This is a genomic window from Parasphingorhabdus sp., from assembly GCF_036964565.1.
Classification (GTDB): domain Bacteria; phylum Pseudomonadota; class Alphaproteobacteria; order Sphingomonadales; family Sphingomonadaceae; genus Parasphingorhabdus.
In genome coordinates this window covers 62,602-86,982 of sequence record NZ_JBALTN010000012.1, presented here as the reverse complement: position 1 = coordinate 86,982, position 24,381 = coordinate 62,602, and the positions used below count along the sequence as shown (strand labels likewise).

The window sequence follows — 24,381 nt, the reverse complement described above, 5'->3', positions numbered from 1 at the left end:
TAGTTGATAATTACCGGGTCGCGGCCAGTTGACCGGCAACTTCCGGCAGTGATGCAATTTCAATGTCCTCAGAATGGGGATAGCTTTCGGAACCTGGATATATCACAAGCTTCCGGTCCGGCTGTATGTCATCGCAGGCATTATAAAAGCCTCTTTCCAATTTTGGCGTCAAGCTTCGCTTGATCTCAATCGCCCACCGTTTGCCTGTGGGCAGCGTCAGAAGGAGATCGATTTCTGCTCCTGCCGATGTCCTGTAAAAATTAGCCAGCGTAGCTTCGGGTGCGGCAGCGATCAGGCTTTCGATGACAAATCCTTCCCAGCTGGCTCCGGCGACCGGATGGCCAAGCAGGGCTTCGAGATTGTCTATGCCGAGTAGCGCGTGAACAATACCGCTATCGCGAACATAAACACGCGGAGATTTAACCAGTCTTTTGCCGGTATTATTGTGCCAAGGCTCAAGACGGCGAACGAGCAACAGGTCAACCATCAAGTCGAGATAGGAGGCAACCGTCTTTCCATCGACCCCCAGTGATCTTGCGAAATCGCTAGCGTTTAATAGACCTGACTGATGATGTGCGAGCATGACCCAGAAACGTCTGAGTGTTTCAGCGGCAATTCTCGGTCCCAGTTGCGGGATGTCCCGCTCCAGATAGCTGCGGATAAAATCCCTGCGCCAGCGCAGGCTCGTCTGATTGCTTTTGGCAAGATAACTGTCCGGGAATCCGCCCCTTACCCAAAGTGCATTCAAATCGCCTGAATCGATTTCAAGAGGGTCAAGTGGGCGCATTTCCAGATAGGAGATGCGGCCAGCCAGACTTTCGCCCGACTGGCGCATCAGGTCCACAGATGCTGACCCTAACAGGAGGAACCGGCCTGTGCGCCTTCCCTTTTTACGCCCTTTGTCAATCAATCCGCGCAAGTTCTGGAAAAGATCCGGAACACGGTGAACTTCGTCGAGGATTACAAGCTTGTCTTCATGACTGCCAAGATAAAGCTCCGGTTCTCTTAATCGGGACCGGTCAGCATCCGATTCCAGATCAAGATAGATGGATGGGCCGCTTTCCCCAATTTCCTGCGCAAGCGTCGTTTTGCCCACTTGACGCGGCCCCAGCAAGGCAACTGCGGGGCTTTCATCCAGTCTTTCAAGCAAGATATCATGAATTCGGCGTTCAATCATCCTTGCATTTATGGAGTACAGTTCCAGAATTGCAAGGTATATTAATGGCCGGACTTCCGACCAAGAGAGGAGAGGGGGGCTTGGGCCTGTCTGATCCGGCAATTTTGCTGGATATACTCAGGAGAATACACATGCCCAAAAGATCATATCTCTCACCGAAGATATCCCCAGCCGCAAGGATCACCGCCGCGATCATTGAAAAACTGGAAGTTGGAACAAAACCCTGGATACAGCCCTGGAGAGGACTTCCAGTCTCACGGCCCTTGCGCAGTTGCGGTACGCCCTATCGCGGAATGAATGTATTCTGGCTCTGGATGATGGCTCAGGAAAGTGGCTTTAACTCTCCTTACTGGATGACCTACCGGCAATGCGCATCGCTTGGCGGTCAGGTTCGTAAGGGCGAAAAATCGTCCATCGCCATATTCTACAAAAGCTATACCAAAGAAGTCGAAGCTGCGGATCATGGTGAAGCGCAGGAGGAAACCCGCCGCGTGCTCAAATCCTATGCTATATTCAATGCCGATCAATGCGACGGTCTGCCCGAACGCTACCATCCCAAGGCTGAAGTATTGGATATCGAACCGGAGGGACGAACGGAAAAGCTCGACCAGTTCTTTGGGGATATCGGTGCCAATATCCGCGAGCATGGCAGCAGCGCCTACTATGAACCGGTAGCTGACCGTATTACGATGCCGCCCATCAGTCTGTTTGATGGCTATGACCAATTTTGTGCGACCCTTTCTCATGAACTTGGTCACTGGTCAGGCCATAAGTCGCGCCTGAATCGTGATCTCAAGAACCGTTTTGGCAGTGCTGCTTATGCCGCCGAAGAGCTGGTAGCAGAGCTTTCCAGTGCCATATTGGGCGCGGAGCTTGGCCTTCCGGTCGGACATCTGGATAATCATGCAAGCTATATCGCCAGTTGGCTAAAGCTGCTCAAAAAGGATGATCGCGCTATACTGACAGCGGCGGCGCGTGCGGAAGAGGCGTCAAATCTGCTGTTGAGCCTTGGCGGTTATGTGCAACAAGAGCCTGGTGAATTATCCGATGCCGCATGATTGAGCAAAAAACTTGCAATCTTGCAAATGAAAGATTATTGTAAAATACATTCATTAGAAAGAAATGAAAATGACTAAACGGGTACTCGAAATAGAACGGAGCGATGATAGGTTGCTAAGTTCTGCAATTGGTAGAGTTGCAGAATTCTGGAACCTGAGCAATGTCAAATTAAGTGCGGTACTAGGTCTATCGGAAGCAACTATTTCCCGGCTTCGTTCCGGGAAAACATTTCTTGATCCTGCCTCCAAATCTTTTGAAGCCGGGCAATTTCTCGTGCGCCTGTTCCGCAGTCTGGACGCGCTCATGGGCAGTGATGATGATGCAGCCAAATCCTGGCTCGCATCGCATAATCTTGATCTTGAAGCGCGGCCGATTGATCTTATCGACAGTTTCAAGGGACTTTTGACGGTATGTGACTATGTGGACGCCCACCGCGCTCGCGTCTGAATTTCGCCGCTACCGCAAAACCGTTTGGCGGGTGGTTGAAGCGCAGCACCGGATATCGACCAATCGTCTGGCGGAAAACTTCGAAGATCAGTCACGCCTTGAAGAGCTTGCTGAAGAAGCAAAACCGGACCTTCCCAAGTCTGCACAAGGTCTGCATTATCTTCTCGCTTCACCCTTTCGATACGGTCATAAAAGCCCAAGCCGGTTCCGGCGGGCGAATGAGCGTCCTGGTATTTTCTACGCCAGTGAAGCTGAAGCCACAGCGATTGCAGAGACTGCCTATTGGCGACTGCGCTTTTTCAGCCGGTCGCCGGATTTTGTGCCGGGGAACCGGACCAGCGAGCATCTAAGTTTTTCCGTTGCCGTTTCGACCTCACGCGCGGTTGATCTTTCCAAGCCGCCATTTGACACGCAGGTATCAGACTGGACGCATCTGGATGACTACAAAGCCTGTCAGGAATTTGCCGATGTTGCCCGCAAAGCAGATGCGCAGCTTATCCGCACAGTCTCGGTGCGAGATCCGGATGCTGGATGTAATAGCGCGATATTTGATCCATCCCTATTCGCCGGGAAGACACCGGATTATCACCAGACTTGGCATTTCCGTTTCGAGCAGGGGCGACTGAGCGCCATTGCGGCTTTTCCGGGCGGGGGAAGCTACGCCTTTGAACCGGAGATTTTCGGGCTGCCAAGTTCGCCTGGACACTGATCCCATACTCTCCTGATGGTCGTCGGAGCATCTGACCGCATTTTCTCCCCGCAAGAGAAGCCCTGGACCATCAGAGCTTTGGCGCAACCCCGCGAGGACTGCGGCCCGTGTGGCCCGCGCCAGCCTTGTCTCGCGAGGTTCCCCGCCAGTCGGCGGTGCGCCATGCGCCCTGACGGTCCTTTCGGGCTCTTGCGGGATAAAGCGGCAAGGTGCCGCACAACTCCCGCATATCAGGAGAACATCATGGACAATATATTCAAGCAACAACTTGCTGGTCTTGACCTTTCCGGTCTCACGATCAGCAATTCCCCATTCACATCTGCGGATTTTCCAGCTCAGGATGCTATCTCGCAGACACTTGAAGCTGTTTGGTCGGATTTGTTTGCTGTCTTTACCGATACCGCTCTTGAAGCCGACGCTGAAGATCTTGGATGGGGCTTCGTCAATCTCTTCCACCGCGCAGCGCAGCGTAAATCAAAGCAGCTTGACCGGGCATCGGATGAGGTCCGGGCACTCATCGCATCTGCTGATGGATCCGAAGTGCATACCAGTAATCTGGAAGAGCAGATTGAACGCGCGCAAGCGGCAGAAGCTTCCATGGTCGCTTTTGAAGAAATGCGCGAAGTTGCAGCAGCGCTCTACCTCGATGAAACGCATAGCTCCTGGAAACCCGTTTCCAGTTCCCGCGCCAATCACGGCGCGATGCTGACCTCTGCCGTCATTCAGGGCCGTGATTTTCTCAAAGCACGCAGCCAGTCCAGACGCAAGGCGCTGATGCCTGAAGGCACACCGATTATATTCGCAGGTGGCCGCACCAAGCAGGATTGCACCGAAGATGCAAAAGCCTTTGCAAACAACGTCTGGGCCACGCTCGACAAGGTGCATAATTCCGTTGCTGACATAGTGCTGATCCATGGCGGTGATGGCAAAGGTGCTGACCGTCTTGCTGCCTCTTGGGCTGAGCGTCGCGGCGTCGCGCAGCTCACATTTTCACTGGATCGCCATCTGGGCGCACGGGCCGGGTTCAAGCGTAATGAACAGATGCTCGGTCTTGCACCTCGCTACGTCATTGCATTTCCCGGGAATGGCGTTTTGGAACGTCTGGTCATCGAAGCCAAGAGACGGCGTATCACCGTCGTTGACCGCCGCGGACCTCTTGGCGTCAGCCCCAAGACAAAGCCAGCCGACAAGGACAGCTAGGCTGTCCGAGCCAGCGCCGCAGCCGCGGTGCTGGCTTTCTTCAGTAAGAGGGGAGGAGGTTCTGGTTTCCCTGAGCCGGACACACGGTGTGATCGGCTGAAACAGAACCGGAGGTATTTATCATGGAACCGAGTGAATGGATGACGGACTATTTCGACAAACAGAAAACCCGCAATGCGCGTTTGATCCAGTCTTTTCAGCGCAACAAACCAGCTATTCTTGATGCACTGCGCGAAGCAAATGTGGCGAGCGTTGAACTCAACTATGACGGAATGGGCGACAGCGGTTGTCTGGAAGGCGCAACTTATTATTCGAACGATAACAAACCAGTCGAGTGTTCCGATAGCAAAGTTGCGATTGAAACATTTGAGATCGGCTCAACAATGATCATGCGTAAATCCATGCCTCTGTCGGAAGCACTTGAAACCGTCGCTTATGATGCTCTGGAAGTGCATCATCCGGGATGGGAAATCAATGAAGGAGCCTATGGCATCTTTAGGATCGAGGTTGAAGAAGGAACAATGGCACTGTGTTGCAGTCTTCGTGCGACCGAATATTTTGAAACCGAAATTGGGGGAGAGGAATAATGTCGCATTGTCATTATCATGCGCTTTCTTCGGTCCGTAAATGGGGCGGAGAGGTGAGCGATTATCTGCCGCTGCACCAATGGTTCGACAAATCGAAAGAAATACTGGCGGACCCGAGGCACCGGGCGCTCCGCCATCATGCTGAAGGTATATTCATGCTGGAATCACTCTTTGGTACGGTCATTGTTAACGCCGATGGCCGCGAGGTTCCTGTCCGCCTGATCGGCGAACAGCATGTCATCGAAGATTTGGGAACTATCCCCTCGTTTGCGGATTGGGCGCGACTTATCGAACCACAGGCCTGGATGATGCGGGGGCAACCAAAGCTTGTTACCATTGATACGAATATGGCGGTGTAAGGCTTGTTCTCGAGCAGCCTGTTCCATCCAAAGTGTTGCCAGTGTTACAGGCGCGATCCCAACAGATAACCATCAAGCCAGCCATTAAACATTCTTGCATCAGTCGCGATTGACGGATCCAAAACACGAGCTGCCAGTGCCTCCTGAGGACCAAATCAACCGTGACCAATTCGGCTTTTTCGCGAACCTTCCTGAACCAGGTCAGCCACATTGCAACCAGCTTTGTTACCGGCCGTGTTGCACCTTTCAGGTGCTGCCCGCACCACCCGGACAAAGCCGGTTTCCCTCCGGCGCTTCGCGCCTCCCGGTGCAATGCCGCTTCTCCCTGTTTCTTTCGTCAGTTCGCAAGCCGGAATGGTTCCGGTTTGAAGATTAAATCAGGAGAAATATCATGACAAATATCGTAGTTTTGGTCGGACGTGTCACTCGCGATCCAGAAAGCCGGGAAACAAACGGTGGTACAACGGTTACAAATCTTTCGGTCGTAACCGATCGGCCAGCCCGCAACAGTGAAGGCAAAACCTACAAGGACGAAAAAGGCTTTACGGTCAAAGATGCAGAATTCCACCGCATCACCTGCTTCAACGGTCTGGGCAAGAATGTTGCCCAATATTGCACCAAGGGCCAGATGGTTTCGATCGAAGGCCGGATCCACTATACGCAGTGGGAAGATGCCGACAAAATCAAACGCTATGGCTGCGAAATTCTTGCCGACAAGGTGGACTTTCTCACCCGCGGTGCTTCCCAGGATAACAAGGATGCTCCCGACATCGATGAATGATCCTTGATCTTCATGCTTAATCAATCAGGCCTCGCCGGTTTCCCGGCGCGGCCTTTTTTATGTTCTTGTGCGTGGAGGTTGATATTAACGCGTTTGAGCAGACCCTCCAATTTTCAGTGTGGCCAGCGCCTGCTCTTCATTCATCTTCCCCAGCGCTATTCCTATGAGCTTGAGGCTTTTTGCGCTAAACGTTTCGATCCCGCTTCCCAGGAACATCCGGCCCAGTTCGGTTGCCGCTTTGGTCTCCAGCTCCTGCTGTTTTGTGTCGAGTTTCGCGCGTTCGCTTTCAAGTTTCTTGAGCGCTGCAAGCGCGCCTGTTTTTCTGGGCATGAGATTTCCTTTTTCTCAGTGTTGACCCCTTGAAACTCCGTAATTGCATATTGTCCCACCTGTAGGAAAATGATTTTGGCGAATGTAATCTGGATGTGGAATACGAATTTGGGGAGGGGTTGCTCACTTGAAGTCCAAGTATGATGCGCGAAGGGCCACCGCGTAAAGGACGACGGGGCCCCACCATTTTACCGCTCCGGCGGCTGGGCCACCTTACGCGATAAAATCGTTTCCCCCATCGCCGCTTCGCGGCCGCCTGTTCCAGCCGGTCCTGTGACCCGGTAACCCTTCACGCATCACGAGACTTGTCGTCATTTTGACAAATTTCAGGAGGTAAACATGACACAGGCAGTTGATACGGTATATGATGCACAAAGTTATTTTGCAGCGGTAGAAACAGCGGAACGAAGGGCTCTTCATAGCTTCTTTGATCAGCATGTCGTTGAGGACGACGATCAGGGTTATGTAGCCTTGGATGAAGGAGATTATAACGCGCTACCGACATGGGCAATGAACCGGGTTGTCCATACTGTCCATGGGGCGCTGCTGGATGAATTCTAAGGACGACACACAGGGCAGGGGCCGGAAACGGTCTCTGCCACTATTTTTGTTCGCTTCAGAAAGTGGTAGCGCCGAAAATGTCTTTCAAACTAGCCCCCCGACCGTCGGCCTGAAAGACATTTTCTGCACTGTCGGTTGGCTTAAACCTAACAGGGAGAAATACAAGGTACTTTGCCGAAAGTCGATTCTATACAATCATTCTAGGCATCGAGTTGCTAACTATCAGGAATAAAGATTATTCAGAATTTCCGTATCGATTCTGGCCATTTGCGACCCGGGCCGGCGTTGATATGGAAAACACCCAAATCGGGTGACATAGGGGCAGCGGAATCCCCATTCTGCTGCCCTTATTTTTTGCTCGTGCTTTAGTTTGAAATTATAGCCATGGGGTAATTGTGGAGCGCTGATGTCAAGCATCAGCGCGCGTTTTTATCCATGCTATCCACGTGGCATAACGCCACATGATGTAATCGAGAAAATTCCTGGAAATTTACTGCCGAGCTGGGAACAAAAGAGTGCACACCGTACGCAGCTCGCTGCCTTGGTTATCTTCATTGATATCAATTGTTTAAGTACCAAAATGGCCAGATGTAATAGACAAATCCTCTAAGACTTGGTGGGTTTTTGGCAAGTCTTAGCCCAATCATATCTCCGCAACATATTGATACATAGCAAAATATATCTGATTGACTTAGACTTGTTCACGATTTATTCTTATTGGGCTTTTCGAAGGGTGAACCAGGTTCTTGACCGTCAAGGAACCTGAGTATGACCAACCATATTTGCTTACAAACCTATCTTTCTTATCCACTTGCACAGTGGGTAAGATCGGAAGCTGATGGCCACGGCGAATGTGTCAGCGTTTTCATTCGCGATCTTGTCATGGCGGCATATATTGCGCAGGATGAAGGTCGTAATGATACTCTAAAGGACCTCGACAAAGCCCGCGAGGTTGTATTTGCATCCGTTGCGCTTGATGCCATTTTGACCGCCCATCCAGATAGTTCGCTTCGGCAAAAAACCCATGATGCTTATGCGCGCCGCCTCCAGCGATTGGGGCTTGCTTCCTCCTCCTTAAATGGAGGGCGTGATGAAGCGTAATATTGTCAATTTTACGCGCGGTAGCCAGCTTCTCGGACACTTTGGTTTCATGTTTGCTAGCGGGCTCAAAGCCCCTCTGATCATTGCTGCTGTTCTCTTGGTGGGCATCTCCTATTGGATGGTGACATCGGGTCTTACCGACCATCAGCGCTACCTTGCCGGTATGAACCTTTATGCATCGCTTTACGGGTTCATGGAGTTTGATCCTACCAAGGCGGTCAATCTTGATCTTGCGGGCGGCGCGAGCATGGAGATGGCGATTGCAGCGGTACCAAATTTCCCTCCGGTAGTGCGGGCAATGGACGAATTATGGACCGCGCTCCGCACGGCTTTGGCCATCTCCGCACTGCTGTTTCTGCCTGCCTTTATCCTGTTCTACTGGGTTGCTGAGTATTTTGGCGGACGGTCGAAAGAAAGCAAACATGAACGCGGCGCGCAGCTTGCCACACTGCCCGAACTGCAAGCAGAAATAACCCGTCACAATGCCAGCGAGCAAGCGTGGGAAATGCGCGCCGCTTTAGGTTGGCGTTGGCGCCTGGCAGGACAGAGTGCGCTTGACAAGGCAGGTTATTACAAGCCCTCGGCAATAGCCGGCGTTCGTTATCCCTGGCGGCTTGAGCAGAGCCATGCGATGCTGATCGGGACAACCGGAACCGGCAAGACCGTGGCCTTGTTGGAGATGATTGACGAGGCTCGTAGAAAGGGACAGCGCGCCGTCATATTCGATTTAACCGGTGCCTTTATCGAACATTTCTATGACGCCTCCCGTGATGTCATACTGAACCCGCTTGATGCCCGCTGTCCGCAGTGGAGCGTGTTCAATGATTGCAGCACCATTGCCGAATTTCATAGCGCTGCTGAAGCGATAGTACCGCAGGATGGAGGGGGCGAAGACCAGTTTTGGGTCATCGGCGCTCGCTCGCTATTTGTGCAATCCTGCATGCAACTGATGAAGGCGGGAACGCCAACCAACGAGGCGCTCGCAAACAAGCTGATTACGGCCGATCTCACAGATGTTCATAAGCTCCTAAAGGGTACTGTCGCGGAGCAACTGACCGCGCCCAAAGCGGCCCGCATGGCAACTTCGATCCGGGCTGTGTTTAATGCCAATGCCGAGGCTTTAATGCTGCTGCCCAAACATGGCCCGCACTTCTCAATCCGCGACTGGATAAAAGATGAATCCGCGCGCGGCGGGATCATATTTATATCCGCGCGCTATGTGGACATGAGTATCTGTTCCAAGCTGCTGACATTGTGGATGGACACCGCGATGAACACCCTCATGTCGATGAGCCGGACATCCGATTTGCGGGTGTGGTTCATGATTGATGAGCTGGGCGCATTGCACCGGTTGCCAGCGCTGGAAAAAGGTTTGCAAACGGCCCGCAATTTTGGCGGCGCTATCGTGACTGGTATTCATGCATTTGCCAAACTCAAGGAGGTGTATGGTGAAAATATGGCGATGACATTGTCTTCGCTTGCGCGGACCAAATTAATACTGGCTACAGCCGACCGGGAAACGGCAACATGGTGCTCAGACTTTATCGGTCACCGGCAGATACGCGACATGGAAGAAGGCTATAGTTACGGCTATAATAATGCCCGTGATGCCGTCAGTCTAACCCCCAGAAGGCAGATCGAACCGCTGCTGCTGCCCGATCAGTTTATGAACTTGCCGCGCCTTAACGGCTATATCAAATTCCCCGATGGCTTCCCCGCTGCGCCGGTCAAATTGATCCCGCAATCCTGGCCCAGTCTAGCCGAAGGATATATTGCGCGGGCATTTGATGAGCCCGATGAAACGGGTGAATCCAGTGCACCCCGGAAAGAACCTCTGCTGTCTTCCAAGCCTGACAGGACAGATAAAAATAGCCACGGCGGGGAGGTAGAACCAGCAGCGGACGCCGATGACAATGAAGAAGGCGTCAAACAATCTGCGGCCGATCAAAAGGAGTTTGCCTTTCGGGAACCAGTAGAAATCATCGATGTCCAATTGTCCGATGAGCCTCAAGATAAAATACTCAAGGATGGCACAGCGGATCCGGCTACCGATGGTCCGGTTAAATCGCTCGGCAAGGATGAGCAGGCGCCATCACCGTCTCCCGAAGATGACAAACAGCAGCGCTCTGATCTGCCTGATCCATCCGATCCGGCAAACAAGGCCCGGTCGCTCAGCGGTTCGCCGCGTGATGCTGGCCGCGACCTGCGCGAAGGCGCTGTGCGTGATGAGCCGGACCGCGATATCGGCGAATATGACATGTGAAACCTGCGCGGTGGAGGGCGCGCTCAAAGAATAGGAATTGACTATGCTCTCCGCTTCCAATGTCCGCTCTGCGGGCGGCGCTGCCACTTATTTTGCGGCGGATAACTATTATACCAAAGCCGATGCCGACCGGTCCGGTCAGTGGATCGGAGAAGGAGCGGATCGGTTAGGTTTAAAGGGCCAGGTGGACGCGAGCGGCTTTGAAGCTCTGCTGCGCGGTGAATTGCCAAATGGCGAGCGTGTTGGCAGCGATAATCAATATCACCGCGCCGGAACCGATCTTACTTTCTCGCTGCCCAAAAGCTGGTCGTTAATCGCTCTGGTGGGCGGCGATAAACGGATCATCGAAGCTTACCGGACTGCGGTGACCGAGACGCTGCAATGGGCCGAGAAAAATATCGCCGAAACACGGGTTTTTTCTCGCGGCAAGATCAAGGCCATTGGTTCCGGCAATCTCACCATTGGACTGTTCCAGCATGATACCAATCGCAATTCTGAACCCAATGTTCATTTTCACGCGGTTGTCGCCAATATCACCCAAGGCCCGGACGCCAAATGGCGGGCGCTGCATAATGACAAGCTCTGGTCGAACAACACGCTTCTGAACAGCATGACGATGGCGCGCTTTCGTCTTGAAATCGAAAAGCTTGGCTATCAGCCTGCCCATCAAGGCAAGCACGGTAATTTTGAAGCCGCAGGTATATCGCGCGAAGCGGTCATGGCCTTTTCTACGCGCCGACAGGAGGTGCTTGATGCGCGCCGGGGATCAGGACTGGAAGCTGGCAAGATTGCCGCTCTGGCCACCCGTGCGCCCAAAGAAGCCATAAAGGACAGGGATGCCTTGTCTACAACATGGCAGGAAGCAGCACGGGCGATGGATCTCGATCTTGGCGGATTGATCGACAAAGCGAACATTCGCGCAGCAGGTTTGGAAATTGACAAACATCCCAATCTGTCGCTGGCCCAAAAAGGGATGATTTTCCTGCGCGCGTTTGCCGAAAAAATTCAAGGCTTTGGGCCAAAGCCCTCCGCCGATCCTTTGGTGCCAGTGCATATCCTGAACAAACCCCGCGAAGAGATTGCCGCAGCGCAGGCAACCGCTTCAGCCATCCGCCATCTGAGCCAGCGCGAAGCAGCCTTTGGGGTTCATGATGTTTACAAGACAGCTTTGGATTTTGGCCTACCGACATCCATTGCCCATGTCGAACGCCGTGTACGGGCGCTGGTCAGGGAAGGTGAGCTTGTTCGGGGCAAAGGACGCGACCGTGATTTTGTCACCACGCGTGATGCTTTGCAGACCGAGCAGCGGATAATTGGACAGGTTGAAGCGGGCAGGGGCAAGTCAGAGCCTTTTTTGTCATGGGGCATGGCAGGCGATCAGCTGCAAGCGGTCGCGGGTCTTAACTTTGGGATGACACTTAACGAAGGACAAGAGTCCGTAGGCCGGATGATATTATCATCGTCCAACCGCATTATCGCGGTGCAGGGCATTGCCGGGGCAGGCAAGAGCAGCCTTCTTAAACCCGTCTCGCAGCTTTTTGGCGAGAATGGTAAAACGGTTCTGGGTCTCGCCGTCCAGAATACGCTCGTCCAGATGCTCGAACGCGATACCGGGATTGCGTCGATGACCCTGGCGCGCTTCATCGGAAGTCACAAAAACCTCCTACAGGAGGGAGCGGATAAAAATGCTCTCACGGAAGCCAAAGCCGCCATGAAAAACCATGTGCTGGTTCTCGACGAGGCCTCGATGGTCTCCAATGTCGAAAAAGAAAAGCTGGTCCGGCTAGCCAACCTGCTAGAGGTCGACCGTCTGGTGATGATCGGGGACAAGAAGCAGCTTGGCGCTGTCGATGCCGGTAAGCCCTTTGCGCTTGTACAGGCCTCGGGCATTGATACTGCAAAAATGATCACCAATTTGCGGGCCCGCGATAAGACACTGCGCCGCGCGCAATATTCAGCCCAGGCTGGTAATATTGGCGAGGCCATGTCCTATTTGAAGGACCATATTATCGAAACCAAAGAGGGCAGCGCCCTAATCGCTGCCGAACGCTGGTTGGAACTCTCTCCACAAGACCGGCAATCCACGGCCATCTATGCATCAGGGCGGGCGCTGCGCGCAGCCGTCAATGAAGCGGTCCAGGCCGGGCTTAAACAAAATAATGAACTGGGAAAACGCGGGCTGAGCCTTGAAACATTCTCCCGCGTCAACAGCACCCGCGAAGAACTGCGTTATATTCACAACTACAATCCCGGCATGATGATCGAACTCAAGGCTGCAGATCGCAGTCAGCGCTTGGGCAAAGGGCAATATCATGTCGTCTCGGTTGATGATCGCGCAAAACAGCTTGTTCTAAAGGATCGCAAGGGCAGGGAACGGAGCTTCCAGGTCAGCAAACTGCGCGCCAATGCTGCTGAGGATCAGATCGCTCTATATGAAAAGAAGCAGCTCGATATTTATGCTGGCGATAAAATCCGCTGGACCGACAGCGATCACAAACGCGGATTGTTCAATGCCGATCAGGCAAATATTACAGCAATTGATGCTGGGCATGTTCACTTGCGAACATCTTCCGGCATGGAGCATCGTCTGCCCCATAAAGATCCCATGCTAAAACGTATTGATCTGGCTTACGCGCTCAACGCCCATATGGCGCAGGGGCTAACTTCTGATAGCGGGATCGCGGTCATGGATAGCCGCGAGCGCAATCTCTCAAACAAACAGACGTTTCTGGTGACAATTACCCGATTGCGCGATGGATTGACGCTCATCGTTGACAACCGCGAGAAACTGGAAGCGGCAGTGGAGAAAAATGACGGCGCAAAAACATCGGCGCTCGAAGTGACCGCACGTCTGGGCAAAGCTGCTGCCACCGGACTTGCCAAAGGCCAGGACATTGCGCCCAAAGAACCGCAAAAGGACCAGCGAGAACTTGAGAAAGAGCACAGCAAGCCATTGGATATGGGAATTTAGATGGTCTCAGAGCAAACCTCTGATCAAAGCGCGCGACCAAACCAAAGCACGCGGCCTGCTATATGGACCGTGCTGCGATCAACATCTTCCCAGGTCGGATAGGCCGGATTATCGCTGGCAATGGTAATGAAAGGACTATCGGGGCGTAGCGCAATGCGCTTTACCACCAGCGTGTCATCGACCCGCATCACATAGATTCCATCGCGCAGCCGCGAACCATGGTCAGAGGCATCCACGAGAACGTCATCGCCGTCCGATAGAGTTGGTTCCATGGAATCGCCCATAACGCGGACAACCGAAAGGCTGGCGCCCCTAGCCGGTGTCAGTTTGCGCAGCCAGCGTTCATCGAACGAGAAACGTGTTTTCCTATCCTCACTTGTCGCCAGCGCGCCATGTCCTGCAGAAACATTGACATCGAGCACAGGGACTTCGACCATTCCGTCACTGCCAGTTGGCGGCGGCCCGCCCAAGAGTTGCTCATCAATACCGTAAAAGCTCGCCAGCCTAAGCCTGTCCTCTGGGTCCAGCTTGCGCGGTGTGCCGCGCTTTATGAACTGCTGGATATAGGCTGCATTACGGCCAAGCATTTTTGAGAGGCCGGAATAATCATCCCCGTTTTCGCGGATCAGTCGATCCAGAGTTTCTCGTACATCATCCATCTTTTGTGCCTTTCGACCCCTCAATAGGATTTATCCTAGACAATATGTAATCTTCCTAATAGGAACATAACAAGAACACAAGGAATTTATGATTCGAGGAGGCCTCAAGTGAAACTGTTGGATCGTATAGAAATACACCTGAAAGAGACGCATATGTCGCCGACCCGGTTTGGCAGGCGCGCCGTGGGTGATCCGAGATTTGTATTGGATTTGAGGGAAGGGCGTAGGCCGCGCGCACGGACATTGAAGAAAGTGGAGGAATATTTGCGGAAACAAGAAGCTTTTAGCTCGGAATCACAACCACTTGGGCTCAACAATAGTTGATGCGGTTTATTCGATTCAGATCGAACGTGAGGCCTATAGGCAATTAGTGTACGGACACCTTAAGAATTTACTCAGACTATCGTGCCAAATATAGTTTCGCATTGATCTTCCAATACGGAGCCATTTGATTTAGCATGAAATTGAAAATGCGAAAACTGTACTACTGCTGAATACGCGGCTCTGGTCTTAAGGGTTAGTATTGTTTTCTTGCATTTCTAACATCAAAGGTTTTGGGGCATATTGTAAACTTAGACATTGGCGAGAATTGGGGGTCGGCATGAAACGACTAGTCTTTTGTTTTGACGGGACTTGGAATAAGCTTGCCGCCGACTCACCGACTAATGTTGTGCTGTTGGCAGAGATGACCAAGCCGATCGCATCCGATGGTACGCCTCAGTTAATCTACTATGACGAAGGTATCGGTACCGCTAAGGATGAACGGTTTCGCGGTGGCGCATTTGGCAAGGGGATGATGGATAACATCCGGGATGCCTATCGCTTTTTGCTGTTCAATTACGAACCCGGCGATCATATTTTTGCTTTCGGTTTCTCCCGGGGGGCCTTCACGGCCCGCTCGTTTGTCGGTTTTATCCGACATGCCGGAATATTGAATGTCGATAGCGCCAAAGAAATCGAAGAAGCGATCGGACTTTATAAGGCAGTTTTCAAGGGTGATGGCGATGACTCGCTTGATGCGCTCATATTCCGTTCCCAATATTCTTCACAAATCTGTGTGAGCGAGTGGGATAAGGACTGGCGGCAGGAGAATTGCAGCGATATGGACTGGCGCGATGTGCCTATCCTGCAAATCAAATATATCGGTGTTTGGGACACGGTGGCGGCGCTGGGCTGTCCCAAATTTATTCCTGGAGCCACCTGGATAAACCGAAAATTCAAGTTTCACGATGCCAAATTAACCAGCAAGGTGCAGGCGGCGCGCCATGCTGTGGCAATCGATGAGCGCCGTGTCTTGTTTGAGCCTGTCCTGTGGAACAACGTGGCGGATCTGAACACCGACCAAGACTGGTCGATGTATGATCCCCACGCCCCATATCAGCAAAAATGGTTTCCTGGCGTTCATGGTTCGGTCGGCGGCGGCGGTCCGGAGCGGGGGCTTTCAGATGCAACGCTAGCCTGGGTTTTGAAGGGTGCAAGAGCGCAAGGACTAGAAGTTCGCAACGGCCCGGAATCACGAGCCTATGAAATTTCCCCCAACCATTTGGCTCCCTTGCAGAACGATCCCGAGGTTGCGCGCAGCGCCAACTCGCTCATCGGCAAGTTGAAGAGCGCCATGCTTTCTTCGGACCGTGTCGGACCAAATGATATTGTCCAGGTCAGCGCAAGCGCTCGCCGCCGCTGGAACGCTGAACCTAGTGCAGGACGAGGTGCTGCTGCGTATCGGCCAAAGACTCTGGGCGCCGTTGCTTCTAGGATGACGGTATTGGGCGTGGATGCTGAGGGATCAGATGACGAAATTGCACTGGTCCATCCAGTAGTGCGTGGCGACACGCTGGGAAAACTGGCGGCAAAATATTTGGGTAACAAGAACAGATATGACGAGATTTTCAATCTCAATCGGGATCAACTCGATGATCCTGATGACATATTCGTTGGGATGGCCTTAAAGATTCCACCGGATCATTTGACGGGCAATGGAGCAGGAGGAGGAGATCATGTTACTGACTAGAACCGCCATATTTGGATTCTTGCTGTGGTTCATATCGAGTGCGGCCAATGCTCAGGAACTGGAGATTACGAACATCAGGGTGGGGCAGGGCGATGCGACCCTGATTCAAGGGCCACCGGCTGCTGATGGCAGCCGAGTCAATATACTCTTCGACGGAGGAGATGTCGCGGCTTATAATGGCGGCAAAGTTATTGGTGCGGTGCTATCCAAACATGGGGTCAAATCCCTCGATTATCTGATCGTCTCGCATTACGACGTCGATCACATTGGCGGAATTGTGTCTGGCCCTCACCATGGCGACAGCTTTCTTCTGGGCTGGAATAAGACGCCGGGCGCCACAGGCGATGACGACAATGATGGAAATGATGGCTGGGTTGGGGCAGTCTCATTCGCACCGGACAAGGATGAAATCGGCCGCGGGGACGACATTCCCGTGCGATCCTTCGTTGATCGCGGTGATACGCCTGCTGCAACAAGCCAAGCCTACAAAAAATACAAGCTGTTGGCCGAATCTATGGGCGAGCGTGTGTCGTTGAGCAACCAGGCCAGTGTTGATAGTTTTGAGATTGATTTGGGCTCCGGCGCAAAAATGACGGCTTTGGCCGGCAACGGTTATGTCAGGAACCGGGGTAGCCGGGTTGCAAGGGTGAACACGGAGAATGAGCGCAGCCTGTCCTTTCTCCTCAGCTATAAGGATTTCCATTTTTTGATTTCTGGTGACATGATTGGCAGAACCTATGGAAGCGAAGACGCGCAGGTGGAAAGCGCGGTCGGAGATGTCATTCAAGATATGGGGATCATTGTTGATGTTCTGCACGTCGATCATCACGGCGGCAATAATGGTTCCGACAGCGTGTTTCTTGAAAAGATCAAACCGGTCATTGCAATCATATCTGCGGGTAACGACAATGACTATCACCATCCTCATGATGAAACCTTGCAGCGCTTGGAACAGGCAAAGGTATATCGGATCATTCAAACGGCCTGGGGTGCCACCGAGAGCGTCGGAGATGAAGTTCGCCGGGTCCAGGCCATCTATCAAGACGATGTTGTCGTCACTTCGGACGGCGATAATTACACCGTATCGACGAGCCGAACGTTCAAAGCCGATGATAATCCACGCAGATGATTGAGTGAAACTATGCCTGCAAGTGACAATATGACCTCAATGAGCAAAGGCGCGATTTTTTGGGCGTTGTGGCCATATTGGCGTTGGCGGCGCTGTTCGTATTTGGTTTCGGCAAGATGGGGCCACAAGGCGGCAGCGTCGATGTCGACATGGACAAGAAAACGATTTCGTGGAAGTCCTTTGAGCGCAAAGAAGATTTGTTCGCCGAGTTGAACAAACTGCAAGCCGAGAAGCCGGAATTTTTGGCCGTCTGGCTAAGAGCCAAAGGATATCTCAAAACCGACGATACGAGCGCCCTGCGCGAGTCCGGCTTTTTCAAGTCTGACGATCCTCAACTGATAACGAGATTTCAGGAAAACTGCCCGCTTTGCGGGTTTCGCAGAATTCGGATGCCCTTTTCTCGGACATCCGAAAAAGCGTGGATATTGCGACAAATGACCTCGTCATTGCGAGACTAAGGACACTTTCTGAAACCGGTGCTTCACCATTTCATTTCCTAGGAAACGCCTATCGGGCAGCTTCTCCGAGATTGGGCCAATATCAGCCCGAAAGAGGATTTGCATATGTCCGGCAAGGCAGCGAATTAGAGCGCCAACTTAATGGCAAGATTGCCCGTTTCTATAACGCTAATAGCAATCGGTCATTGGAGCTCAGAGTACAATCCTCGGCGATTAGTCCCGAGGTTGATGTTTGGTTTAATAGATCACAATTTTGCAGGCTAGGCTTGACCCAAGGGATTGAATCGATTGAGGTTGGTCCTTCTGCTGTCTCCTACGGTAATTACGACCCCGAAATTGCAGATCAGCATTTTACGACATCGCCCTTATCCGCAAGAGAATGCGCAGACGTCGAAGACGAAACTTCCTTGGCACCTTAGAACTCGGGGATAAGGAATTTATTCTTTATCTCAATTGCCTACTTATTTTGTTTGTGTATGTAGCATGCTGCGGGCCAAAATTCATTGATACGAGCATGTATGTCAATGTATGATAAGGAAGATTGTATTTTTACATTTGGCTTGTTGGTATTGAATTGGGTGAGATGTTATCGAAGCAATTCCTGCACGACAGAAGGTTTGCGCGCGATCAACGCTAGGAGCACCTGAGCGGGGCCACTTGGATCTCTTCGGCCATGTTCCCAATTGAGTAATGTACCTTTTGCAACTCCAATGCTGCGGGCGAAGTCTGTTTGCGACAGGCCGGTTTTTTGCCGAATGTCAACGACATCGACGCTCGGTACTTCAATTTTGTGAACGCGAGCACTTTTAGTCTGGCCTTCGGCGAAAGCTAAGGCTTCATTTAACCCTTTTTCAATAGTATCGTAAGCGCTCATTTCTTTTCTCCATATGCCGCAATGATTTTTTTGCTCAATGTAACAGCTGCTGCCTGTTCCGGTTTAGTCAAATTACCTTTTTCATTTTTCCCAAAGACCGTGATTAAAAAAATCGGCATATGCCTACCACCGAACACATATATCGTTCGAAAGCCGCCACTCTTTCCGCCTCCCTCTCTTGGGATACGCACTTTTCTCAATCCTCCGCCAAGCGGAGCGCCAGATTCAGGGTTCGCCGCAATGTAATCAATCGCTCCATGCCGCTCTGAATCGGACATTATCGCCTTCGCACGTTTCTGGAACTCAGGAAGCTCTACAACGGTTTGAAGGCTATTCATTGCAACTCTTCTATACGTCAATGGCGTATATGTCAATGGCGTAGTAAGCATACAAAGGCGATGTCGATCAATTTTGCTCTTTGTCAGCTAAACCGAAGGCTGATCCAGCTTTGTTTATCGCCATTCTAACCCTTTATCGATCCTCGGAGTTATGAATTCCATCAGATTTTAAAGTTCAGTGATTGCCGCAATGAGGCGCCCGCGACATCATGAAGGCAAATGAACCATATCTAGCTCACAATTTCCACCAGTGATCGGAACGATAAATTGTAGCTCCATTCTGCGGCGTCCATGAGCGTTTTTCCCACATATTGTTCTTGTTGCCATCCAGCTTTACAGATTCGTGCATCACATCATGTACGGCAGCGGAAATCCACGTCGCGTGTGTATTGGGAAGGTCACTTAGCTTCGCCGCCCAATTCGCGGAACGTCCGACCCATACGAGATCGTTATCGCCCCTCACCCCGGTTCTTGCAACGAAGAGGTCAGACGTATCGACTCCGCAAGTATGTTTCAGTTCAAACGTGCTTTCGGGGTATTGTTTCTTTAGCGCAGGTTGAATGATGTGCCGACGAGCTGAATGGATTTTTAGAGCAGTTTTTACGGCGTTGGTATTTTTGCTATTGCCCAAATAGACCGCCATGATGCGGTCTCCATCATAAGCGGTTATCGTGCCGCCGAAGTGTTTGATGATTTTCGCTGAACAATGAAGAAAAGTTTTATACACTTCGGCTGCGAACCAGTCCTTTTTGGATTTGACCATCGCGGTAGACTCCGAAAGGTCGGCGTACAGCACAGTGCCCTTCAGTTTGACTGCGTCGTTTCCGAGTTTGACGTCTGCCGGGGATGGTACAACCTGCCCGTCTCGCGTGGTCCATTTTGTTTCGAAGGTTTGAGCGACCTCATCCTCAAGGTCTTCCTTTAGCGCCATCGTGTGGCCGCCCGCAATCGATTCAGCATTCGGCGTTCCCTGTACTGGCGCATCATCACCCTTTTGTACGTAAACGATCCATGAATGCGAATATCGCACACAAAATGATCATCGCCCCAATCTTGATTAGCAATAGTTGCCAACTCTCCTCCCCACCATCAGACACGAGCTCGAAAGAAGCAGTTTCGAAAGGCCCTCCTTCTGCTTTCAATTTGATTTGTCGGCCCAGTAAAACGTAACCCACTGTTGCAATTGCGATGAAATACGCTCCATTTCTCCATAGAAACACAGGATTACGAGTCAGCGTGAGAAGAAACCCAAGGAATGCTGCCGCTATGGATAGAAGTGCTTGAGACGCGGTGCTCCAACTGTCGGGGACGGCGAATTTCCAAACTGTCAGGCCCAGCAGAATAGCTGCCGCAATCGAAATGAGCGTCCAAACGACCGCCGTATTCTCCGCATAGACCTCTTGTGCATTAAGCCGTTCGCGATATCGCGCTTCAAGCTCCACGGTTAACCTATCTCTAAAGTCAGGATGCGTTTCTTCAATATTGCGAAATTGCTCTCCAGAAATTTTCCCAACTGCAATAACTTTGCTTCTAGCAGCTACGGTGGCAGTGCGAAGTTTCCCAGGGGCCCTTGCCGCCATCTCACCTACCTGGGTCGGAGACTCACGGTACGTAATTTTCTGACCGTTGAGAATGATGTTTGCTTCACCTGAAAGCAGAAAAAAAACATCGTCACCATTATTGCCCTGTTCTATAAATTTGTGACCACGTTCAAAACATAGAACCTCACAAATATCAGCTATATGATTGGCAATAGCGGAGTTTTTACCCACAGCGGGATTGCCCATAAGAATCGAAACTCTTTGAGATCGCCCCGTATCTCCTTGGAACTGGGCAAGAACTTTAGAGCAATCAGGCCGATCAAATACATTTACTAGTTTCTGCGTCCAAGCCATTTTTCGACCTCCTCCATATTAGCGACTTTGAGGTGAAAACTGCTCACATTGCGCATAATTCCGTCTTCGAGATCATGCGGATTGAACCCATAGAATCTCAGATAATAGAACAACATTGCCTGCCTGATCTTGATCTTGAGAGCGCCTTTCCGCATCCGATATTCCGATTCCAATCTCTCGCGCCTAGGTTCCGGCATCGCTGGGTCCGCCGTGAGGACCAGCTGTATTGTAGATGTCCAATCAACATCGCGCGGCAGATCGTCCCCGGGCGTATCTGTAAAGCCATTGGCCTCCAGTCTGGAAAGCACAAAATCGGAATAGCGCTGTTTATCGAAATCGAAGGCTCGCACATGCCAACGGTGACCGTCACTTGCCAAGGCATGAGGAAGAACCGCTCGGAACCCTTCACTACCGGAACTGAGGGATACATATCTAGCCTTGAGACATTGCCGCTGTCGAATTGCCGCAAGGACGAGTTTAAACGTCTCCGGCGCAATCGGCCGTGAGTGAACAGCCACAGTATCAAATTCCGGGACGTTGACCGGCCAAATCTCGTTTTCTTCGCTATAGCCTTTGCTAAGCATTTCCAGTTGGGCAAGATATTCTGAAACATCACCATCAGTCAGCTGGGGCGCAAAGGCCGTGCCGCGCACATAAGCTCTTTGCCGCGGATCATACGCAATGTTTGATGGGTAAGCATCGCTATATTCCCCGAGATCGACCGTAGACTGCTGCGGCGATATCTCGAACTGATCTTGGAGTTGCTTTCGCTGCAACTTTCCCTCCCATGCGAGCTGAAACTCGATGAACTGTTGCCGCTTCCGAACGTTCGCCTTTTGCTCTCCCAACGCTATGGTTCCTTTCTCAATCTTGACATACGCCTTTCTAGCATATTGACATTTTAAGGGATAGTCCTATTTTATAGGATATCTCGATTCGTCGTGCGACGCGACACTTCTGCCTCGCACCAAAAACAGGATTTTGAATATGGCTTGGCAGTATGGGCAGGCGCAGCAGCGCATAAGAAAATTGATAGATGAAGCGCCGGAAATTGATGTGCGCCGTTTCGCGGACGAATATATGCCTCTTTACGAGGCGCGCAAGGCGGTATTGAAAGCGGCCAATGAGTCTGTCGCCCCGCCGCTGTTTGATCTTCAAAAAGGCAGGGCCGTTGTCGTCGATACAGTACAGATTTACATCGCGATCACGAACTATGATGATTACCGGATTGAAGAGGGCCGCGAGACCGAAGCCTCTCACGCCAAGGCCCTTCGCTTTTTGCACCTTTACTACAGCGCATGTGACCGCGTGATCGAACAGACCGATGCTCAAAGAGTGGATTTTCACGGAAGCCGCATGCACGCAGTAGTGCTAAATCCGGATGGGGATGAAGGCCGTCACGACAGCCTACTGAAGGCCTTGAGTTTTATCCGCGATTTCCGCGTCGTCGCCGATCAGGCTAACCGGGAACTGGCTGACAGCCATCTGGATGCGGTGTTTCGCATAGGCGTTGATATCGGTCCGTGCGTCGCGATTAACAATGGCAACGGGCTGGAGCAAGAACCAATGTTCCTCGGGAGTTCGGCCAATCATGCCGCGAAGCTCGCTTATGGCGATGAGCCCGGCATTTTCCTGTCGGACCGTGCACGAGCTGTTTTGGATCAACCTGCGGTGGGCCCGCTCGAGACGCTGGTCAAGCTCGACGAGGACGTTTTCAGGGGTATTATCGACCTTCGTGACGAAGTTACAGCTTCGAGCGGTGTGCTGCGTGATCCCCAAGTGATCCTTAAAGAATGGCGCGACGAAATCACGGCCAAATCCGTTCCTGACCCGACGATACCCGACTTCGTGTTCCACTATAAGGAGCCGCCACTCAACGACATCAAGTTCGCTGATCTTATGCCCAGTTCCTCGATCAGAATGGGACTCGCTTCCCTCTTTGCGGACCTCTCGGGCTATACCGCTTATATCGATAACGCGATTGCCGCCGGCAGCATCGCCGATGCAGTCAAAGCCTTGTATGTGGTTCGGCAGGAACTACAAAATGTGGTGGAAGATGATTTTGGTGGGCGAAAGATCCGCTTCATCGGTGATTGTATTCACGGGGTGGTTGTTGAAGGATCTCGGACCGAAACGGATCCGAACGAAACAGTAGCCATCAGCCTCGTGTGCGCTGGCGGCCTTAGATCATCTTTTGCTATCTGCAAAGCCGAGCTACACGGTATTGGCGATCTTGGTCTTACAATTGGCATCGAGTTCGGTCCTACCCCGATCACGAGAATCGGCATTCGCGGCGAGCGTTCCGTGCGCTTGGCTTCGAGCATTGCCACAGCAACCTCTGAAAAGGTGCAGCGCGGTTGCGACGATGATCAGGTCCAGCTTGGTCCGGAAGCCCAAAAGCTGGTCCCGGTCGCGCTCGAAGATTTGATCGATGCGAATGGCACTGCCTGCGACCTCACTCACGATGATGTGATTACTGGTCTTTCGCTTGATACAACGGTTCCAGTGGCACCGGCGTATCACCGCGCACATTCGCCTGCCGATACGGGTGTGCCGAGGGCACACTTCACACCCAGATGAAACCGATTGCACTGTTGGTAGATACCTTGCCCAGTTGGGCAGAAATCAATGAGCAGAAGTCAGCAAAACTGGTGTTTACAGTAAGCCCCCCGAGCCGAAGTGGAGTTCCTGGAACGTGCGCCTACGATCTGGTGGTAAATGCAAACAAAGATGGAATCAGAGTCTCGGAACTTGTTCCCGGCACACTGCTTCCAGCGTTCTGTATCGAGCGGCACATTAACCCAGGTTCGACATTTTGCCTGTACCTCAATTCTGAACAGGACATTCAATCGTCCGGCCAAGCCCAGCATTGGTGGAACGGACTTCAGGCTTACTTGCAACATCAACAATATGCGGAGAAATTTTGCCGCTGGCCGATTGAAGCGCAGATGAGTCATGGTTCAGCCGCCGAAATTCAGCTCAAAATGGAGGAAGTGGCTGCGGAATTCGGATGGAAGCAGGAAATTCTTGCTGCAATTTTTCGCAAAAAGGGCTGGCTTGGAGGGAAATTACCGCGCCTGACAAGAGACGGCGAACGACTGGTCAATGTTCGTTGGCCCTGTCCGCGTCAATGCACCCGAAAACATCATCCCTACCGAAAAGCGGCCTGTCAGCGTAGCGCATGCATGCCATCATGCCGTAAGCAACACCCGCCAATATTGCGCGTTGATTGTCCCGATCGCTCCGGCGTGGAAAACCTGGTCAGGCTTGAATATTTGCGCAGGAAGGTTGACGCTCTAGTCATCGAAGAACTGAAGGAGAAAGGTCGGAGCTGTTGCGGGAAGATGGAGGATTGTCCTTTGGCCAACATAAATTGAATTTTTTTACGGATCACCGCTCAGTATCTGGATGGTGGATAGATAACATATGTTCAACGCGAATTCAGCAATATTAGAGAATGCCTGCAGAGCTG

Annotated in this window: 24 protein-coding genes; 16 read left to right on the top strand and 8 right to left on the bottom strand. The window is 51.9% G+C overall.

Annotated elements, in window-relative coordinates; genetic code table 11:
- Positions 1 to 10: 10 nt before the first annotated feature.
- Positions 11 to 1,177: an ATP-binding protein gene (locus V7650_RS15910; RefSeq protein ID WP_335657192.1), complete on the bottom strand. Its 1,167-nt coding sequence runs from the start codon at positions 1,175 to 1,177 to the stop codon at positions 11 to 13.
- A gap of 131 nt (positions 1,178 to 1,308) precedes the next feature.
- Between V7650_RS15910 and V7650_RS15905 the strand changes: the two genes are divergently transcribed.
- From V7650_RS15905 to V7650_RS15875, 7 genes are all read left to right on the top strand, one after another.
- Entirely contained in the window at positions 1,309 to 2,235 is a 927-nt protein-coding gene (locus V7650_RS15905; protein ID WP_335657199.1) for an ArdC family protein, read from the top strand.
- Positions 2,236 to 2,305: 70 nt separating this feature from the next.
- A complete protein-coding gene (locus V7650_RS15900; protein ID WP_335657191.1) occupies positions 2,306 to 2,683 on the top strand; it encodes an MbcA/ParS/Xre antitoxin family protein in 378 nt (125 codons plus the stop codon).
- Complete coding sequence (locus V7650_RS15895; protein WP_335657190.1) at positions 2,655 to 3,392, top strand: RES family NAD+ phosphorylase; 738 nt, start codon at positions 2,655 to 2,657, stop codon at positions 3,390 to 3,392. The genes V7650_RS15900 and V7650_RS15895 overlap by 29 nt, the downstream gene beginning before the upstream one ends.
- Positions 3,393 to 3,635: 243 nt before the next feature.
- A complete protein-coding gene (locus tag V7650_RS15890; protein ID WP_335657189.1) occupies positions 3,636 to 4,592 on the top strand; it encodes a DUF2493 domain-containing protein in 957 nt (318 codons plus the stop codon).
- Positions 4,593 to 4,714: 122 nt separating this feature from the next.
- Positions 4,715 to 5,179, top strand: coding sequence for a DUF6878 family protein (locus tag V7650_RS15885; protein ID WP_335657188.1), 465 nt, complete (start codon positions 4,715 to 4,717; stop codon positions 5,177 to 5,179).
- The gene (locus V7650_RS15880; protein WP_335657187.1) at positions 5,179 to 5,538 is read left to right on the top strand and encodes a DUF6915 family protein; all 360 of its coding nucleotides are present in this window, start codon (positions 5,179 to 5,181) and stop codon (positions 5,536 to 5,538) included. Before V7650_RS15885 ends, V7650_RS15880 begins: the two co-directional genes overlap by 1 nt.
- 391 nt (positions 5,539 to 5,929) lie before the next feature.
- The gene (locus tag V7650_RS15875; RefSeq protein WP_335657186.1) at positions 5,930 to 6,319 is read left to right on the top strand and encodes a single-stranded DNA-binding protein; all 390 of its coding nucleotides are present in this window, start codon (positions 5,930 to 5,932) and stop codon (positions 6,317 to 6,319) included.
- An 84-nt stretch (positions 6,320 to 6,403) separates the two neighbouring features.
- Here the strand turns inward: V7650_RS15875 and V7650_RS15870 are convergent, their stop codons facing one another.
- Complete coding sequence (locus tag V7650_RS15870; RefSeq protein ID WP_335657185.1) at positions 6,404 to 6,649, bottom strand: DUF6437 family protein; 246 nt, start codon at positions 6,647 to 6,649, stop codon at positions 6,404 to 6,406.
- Positions 6,650 to 6,988: 339 nt separating this feature from the next.
- Here V7650_RS15870 and V7650_RS15865 point away from each other — a divergent pair, with 339 nt between their 5' ends.
- From V7650_RS15865 to mobF, 4 genes are all read left to right on the top strand, one after another.
- A complete protein-coding gene (locus V7650_RS15865; RefSeq protein WP_335657184.1) occupies positions 6,989 to 7,210 on the top strand; it encodes a hypothetical protein in 222 nt (73 codons plus the stop codon).
- A 768-nt stretch (positions 7,211 to 7,978) separates the two neighbouring features.
- Positions 7,979 to 8,311, top strand: a complete 333-nt coding sequence (locus V7650_RS15860) for a hypothetical protein (protein WP_335657183.1) — start codon at positions 7,979 to 7,981, stop codon at positions 8,309 to 8,311.
- Complete coding sequence (locus V7650_RS15855) at positions 8,301 to 10,574, top strand: type IV secretion system DNA-binding domain-containing protein (protein WP_335657182.1); 2,274 nt, start codon at positions 8,301 to 8,303, stop codon at positions 10,572 to 10,574. Before V7650_RS15860 ends, V7650_RS15855 begins: the two co-directional genes overlap by 11 nt.
- Before the next feature lie 43 nt (positions 10,575 to 10,617).
- Entirely contained in the window at positions 10,618 to 13,545 is a 2,928-nt protein-coding gene (mobF, locus tag V7650_RS15850; RefSeq protein ID WP_335657198.1) for a MobF family relaxase, read from the top strand.
- Between the two features lie 23 nt (positions 13,546 to 13,568).
- On the opposite strand, the gene V7650_RS15845 is transcribed toward mobF, so the two are convergent.
- Complete coding sequence (locus V7650_RS15845) at positions 13,569 to 14,204, bottom strand: S24 family peptidase (protein WP_335657181.1); 636 nt, start codon at positions 14,202 to 14,204, stop codon at positions 13,569 to 13,571.
- Between the two features lie 601 nt (positions 14,205 to 14,805).
- On the opposite strand from V7650_RS15845, the gene V7650_RS15840 reads away from it, so the two are divergent.
- Genes V7650_RS15840 through V7650_RS15830 form a run of 3 tightly spaced genes read left to right on the top strand, consistent with a single transcriptional unit; the run spans position 14,806 to position 17,802 of the window.
- Positions 14,806 to 16,215: a phospholipase effector Tle1 domain-containing protein gene (locus tag V7650_RS15840; RefSeq protein WP_335657180.1), complete on the top strand. Its 1,410-nt coding sequence runs from the start codon at positions 14,806 to 14,808 to the stop codon at positions 16,213 to 16,215.
- Entirely contained in the window at positions 16,202 to 17,344 is a 1,143-nt protein-coding gene (locus tag V7650_RS15835; RefSeq protein ID WP_335657179.1) for a ComEC/Rec2 family competence protein, read from the top strand. Before V7650_RS15840 ends, V7650_RS15835 begins: the two co-directional genes overlap by 14 nt.
- A gap of 59 nt (positions 17,345 to 17,403) precedes the next feature.
- Positions 17,404 to 17,802 (top strand): hypothetical protein, encoded by a 399-nt coding sequence (locus V7650_RS15830; protein ID WP_335657178.1) that lies wholly within the window; start codon positions 17,404 to 17,406, stop codon positions 17,800 to 17,802.
- 586 nt (positions 17,803 to 18,388) lie between these two features.
- On the opposite strand, the gene V7650_RS15825 is transcribed toward V7650_RS15830, so the two are convergent.
- From V7650_RS15825 to V7650_RS15805, 5 genes are all read right to left on the bottom strand, one after another.
- Positions 18,389 to 18,676, bottom strand: a complete 288-nt coding sequence (locus V7650_RS15825; RefSeq protein WP_335657177.1) for a helix-turn-helix domain-containing protein — start codon at positions 18,674 to 18,676, stop codon at positions 18,389 to 18,391.
- Positions 18,673 to 19,014: a type II toxin-antitoxin system RelE/ParE family toxin gene (locus V7650_RS15820; RefSeq protein ID WP_335657176.1), complete on the bottom strand. Its 342-nt coding sequence runs from the start codon at positions 19,012 to 19,014 to the stop codon at positions 18,673 to 18,675. Before V7650_RS15820 ends, V7650_RS15825 begins: the two co-directional genes overlap by 4 nt.
- A 235-nt stretch (positions 19,015 to 19,249) precedes the next feature.
- A complete protein-coding gene (locus V7650_RS15815; protein WP_335657175.1) occupies positions 19,250 to 19,945 on the bottom strand; it encodes an adenylate/guanylate cyclase domain-containing protein in 696 nt (231 codons plus the stop codon).
- A gap of 55 nt (positions 19,946 to 20,000) precedes the next feature.
- Positions 20,001 to 20,909 (bottom strand): cyclic nucleotide-binding domain-containing protein, encoded by a 909-nt coding sequence (locus tag V7650_RS15810; protein WP_335657174.1) that lies wholly within the window; start codon positions 20,907 to 20,909, stop codon positions 20,001 to 20,003.
- A complete protein-coding gene (locus tag V7650_RS15805) occupies positions 20,888 to 21,757 on the bottom strand; it encodes a WYL domain-containing protein (RefSeq protein ID WP_335657173.1) in 870 nt (289 codons plus the stop codon). Before V7650_RS15805 ends, V7650_RS15810 begins: the two co-directional genes overlap by 22 nt.
- A 139-nt stretch (positions 21,758 to 21,896) precedes the next feature.
- Here V7650_RS15805 and V7650_RS15800 point away from each other — a divergent pair, with 139 nt between their 5' ends.
- Together V7650_RS15800 and V7650_RS15795 are read left to right on the top strand one after the other, a co-directional pair.
- Positions 21,897 to 23,489 (top strand): hypothetical protein, encoded by a 1,593-nt coding sequence (locus V7650_RS15800; RefSeq protein ID WP_335653731.1) that lies wholly within the window; start codon positions 21,897 to 21,899, stop codon positions 23,487 to 23,489.
- Positions 23,486 to 24,286: an E2 domain-containing protein gene (locus tag V7650_RS15795; protein ID WP_335657172.1), complete on the top strand. Its 801-nt coding sequence runs from the start codon at positions 23,486 to 23,488 to the stop codon at positions 24,284 to 24,286. The genes V7650_RS15800 and V7650_RS15795 overlap by 4 nt, the downstream gene beginning before the upstream one ends.
- Positions 24,287 to 24,381 lie beyond the last annotated feature (95 nt).